The sequence below is a fragment of the Bacillus sp. AFS012607 genome (assembly GCF_002558005.1).
GTDB lineage: Bacteria > Bacillota > Bacilli > Bacillales > Bacillaceae_G > Bacillus_A > Bacillus_A thuringiensis_S.
The window spans coordinates 1-3,048 of the sequence record NZ_NTVM01000078.1 but is presented as its reverse complement, the minus strand read 5'-3'; the positions used below and the strand labels follow the sequence as shown (position 1 = coordinate 3,048).

Sequence of the window (3,048 nt, the reverse complement as noted above, 5' to 3'; positions counted from 1 at the left end):
TAACCATAATAAGGCTTGCTCCCTGGATATCTTTTTGAGTTTTTAAATCTAGGTGATTTTAATAATTCAACAGCTACCTTCGGCTTTTCTGCAATAAATAATGTTTTTCCCATACGTATTACCTCCTATTAATCTACAATTTCAGTTTTACGCTTCCATTTCTTATTTCTGTGCTTTTTCATCATTCTGTGACCAAATAATAGCAACATGTTCAAAAAGACAGCTACAAGGAACATACAGCTCGCAAACAGCCATACATTCATGACATTCACCCCTTTCGTTCCAAAAACAAGAAAGAGGGATTTTTTTACCCTCTTTCATTTCTAGATATAAAAAAATCACTTCCTGTTTTCTCAATTGAGTAACAAAAAATGATTTAATCTGATTTTCCTGTTATAAAATTTTTCATCGTTCCATTTCCAGTGTTTCTCTTCTTCTACCTGATTTCTTTGTAGTTTTCGACTGATCTACATTCCCAGGATCTATTTCTTTATCTTTTTCTTTATTATTCGTTTGTTTTCCGTTTAATGGCTGAAATTTTTTATCTACATCCATTTCCTTAGATGTTGTAGACTGATTCACCGTTATCCCTTCTTTCCCAAGCTTCTCATCAACTCTGTTTTCTAATTTCACAACGTGTTCCTGGCTTACCAGCTCATTATCAATCGAGACATATTTCGTTGTATAATACCGCTCTTCAGCTTTTACACGAGTGACAATACTATCAATATTATCTGGCGTTTCTTCATATTGTGAACGTCTGTATGCTTCGAATTTTCGACTTAAATCCTTATCTAACGTAGTTGGCTCCTTTTCTTTTAAAGGCTGAATTTGTTGATCTAGAGAAGCAATAGGTGCATATCCTTCCTTCTTCATTTCTTTATATAATTCCACTTCTTTTTCATTAAATGAGTAATCTTTTTGTGCCTCCGCTTTATCAACTAAGTGTCCATATCGTTCATCTTTTACCAATTCATCTAGACTCATATTTGCATCCTTTTCATAAACCACAAATGACAAATTTCCTCTCCCGTCAAAGATAGAACTTTGAACCTTTTCATATAAATCTGGTTTCAAAATGTTATCTAAGGGGTAATCTTCCCGTTTCCCGTTCTTCTCCATGAGGAAAACAGATAAATCTTCCCGATTTGTTGAATCTTGATTCCATACAGACAAATAATCAATATCTTTTGTAACAGCATCCATCATGTGGATTCTTGCAACTTCTTCTTCATCGTGTATACCGTTTGCCAATACTTCAATTGTTACTAAGTGGTTGGGTGTCTCTTTTGATTTTTCTAATGGATTTTCTTGTACTTTTTCCATCGGTATTTCTTTGTTATTTCTATGATTCACTACCTCATCTCGTAACGCTTGTTTTACTTCATCCGATAAATGCCTTTTCTCGTTTAATACTTGTTCATACGGTGTCTTGTAGTCCCCATCCCCCATATTCATACGATCCATACTCACAAGCTCCATTCTTCCAAACTCCCTATCGACTTCTTTTGGAATGGCAATATGATAACGAGCTTGATCGTAAGGGATGGTTTCACCTCTTTCTCTAGCTTCTTCCCTTGCTTTTTCAATACTTGAAATAACTTCAGCCATTTTTTCATTGGCTTCTCCAAATGGGATCAGTTGATTATTCTTAAAAGTTTCGTTGTCGCTCCATTGAACTAACATAGTTGGACGATTAATTTCGTCCTGATTTAATGCTGCATACTTTTCTTGATTCGCCTCATTAAATGCTTCAATAAATTCTTTATCACTCAATTTTTCTGCCCCTTCTACAGGCTCAAACGCTCGATTTTTATCTGCTTGTTCTCTTAAATCGTTAACAGAAATGAGTTCTTGTGTCGTTTTACTTAAACTCATGTATTCCACTAGTAAAATATTTTTTTCACTTTCATTCTGTTCTCTATTTTCATTCTGTTTTTCATTTTCTTTTATTTTAGCCACTTCATATTTTTCTGTATTAAATAATATAGCGTATCGATCATCTTGTTCTAACTCACTTAAAGGAATAAGCAAATCTTCTTCACGTACAGTAAATGATTGACTTTCGTTTCTATCAAGGAGAGTATCTTTTACTTTTTCATAAACATCTCCTTTAAAAATATCTTCAATATTAGAAACATCCCTTTCGCCATTATAAAATTCATCACGGTCTAATACACCCGGATCATAAATTGCCATATGATATACTTCTTTGGTTTCTGCATCCACCATGTGTAATTTTGCAATCTCACCGTCTTTTATATCCTTATCTAGTATTTCAACTGTTACTACATGCTCTTTTTCATTATCAGACACTTGTTTTGACATATTATCTACTCCCTTTTCATTCGTTTTTTCTTTTTCCTTTTCTAACGTATTTTCAATTGTTTCAATAAATTCAATCGAAGTTTCATGTACTTCTTTCAACAACTTGGTTTTATCTTTCATTTCTTTTCCTTGTGTCCAGCTTGCTAAATACCCTAAGGAATATTCACTTGTATCAATCCCAAAATAAGAAGAAACGGCATAAGCTGTCATTTCTGCTTGAAACTCTTTTTCTGGTGCTGTGTAATGCATATGTGTCTCTGCTGTATGAAGTTTGGCATGTGCTAATTCGTGAAGAAGTGTTTTTACATTTTGTAATTCACTGTTTCGTGGATTCAAAGCAACTTCTTTTGTTAAGGTGTAACTAACCCCCTTTGCGACCCCAAGTTCTTGCTTCGGCTCAATAATTTTCACACCGTTTTTTTCCGCAATAGCTTCCATTCCCTTGTACAAACTCTTGTAATCTGTTACGCTCCCGTCTAGCCAACGATTCGGAAAAATACGAGGAAGATCTTCCGCTTTTGCGTTTGTTTGGGACACATCAAACACATGACCGACAGCAAAATATAAGCGACCTGGTTTCACTTCTACGCTTTTAGATTCAATTTGTTTTTTTTCTTGCTCACTCGCCTTTGTAACGGATTTCCATGTCCCATCTTTGTCTTTAAATCTTGCTACCGTTCGGTTTGGAACAAGAATTTTGATTCCTTTCTCACCCTTCTT

General features: G+C 34.6%; 3 protein-coding genes. All 3 read right to left on the bottom strand.

The window, feature by feature from the left end:
- A partial coding sequence (locus CN409_RS32900) for a DNA topoisomerase I (RefSeq protein ID WP_098217978.1) occupies positions 1–113 on the bottom strand: 113 nt, incomplete at its 3' end.
- A gap of 15 nt (positions 114–128) precedes the next feature.
- Positions 129–263, bottom strand: coding sequence for a hypothetical protein (locus tag CN409_RS32610; protein WP_255287412.1), 135 nt, complete (start codon positions 261–263; stop codon positions 129–131).
- Between the two features lie 142 nt (positions 264–405).
- Positions 406–3,048: LPD25 domain-containing protein (locus tag CN409_RS30790; protein ID WP_098217976.1), on the bottom strand; the 2,643-nt coding region annotated here is incomplete at its 5' end.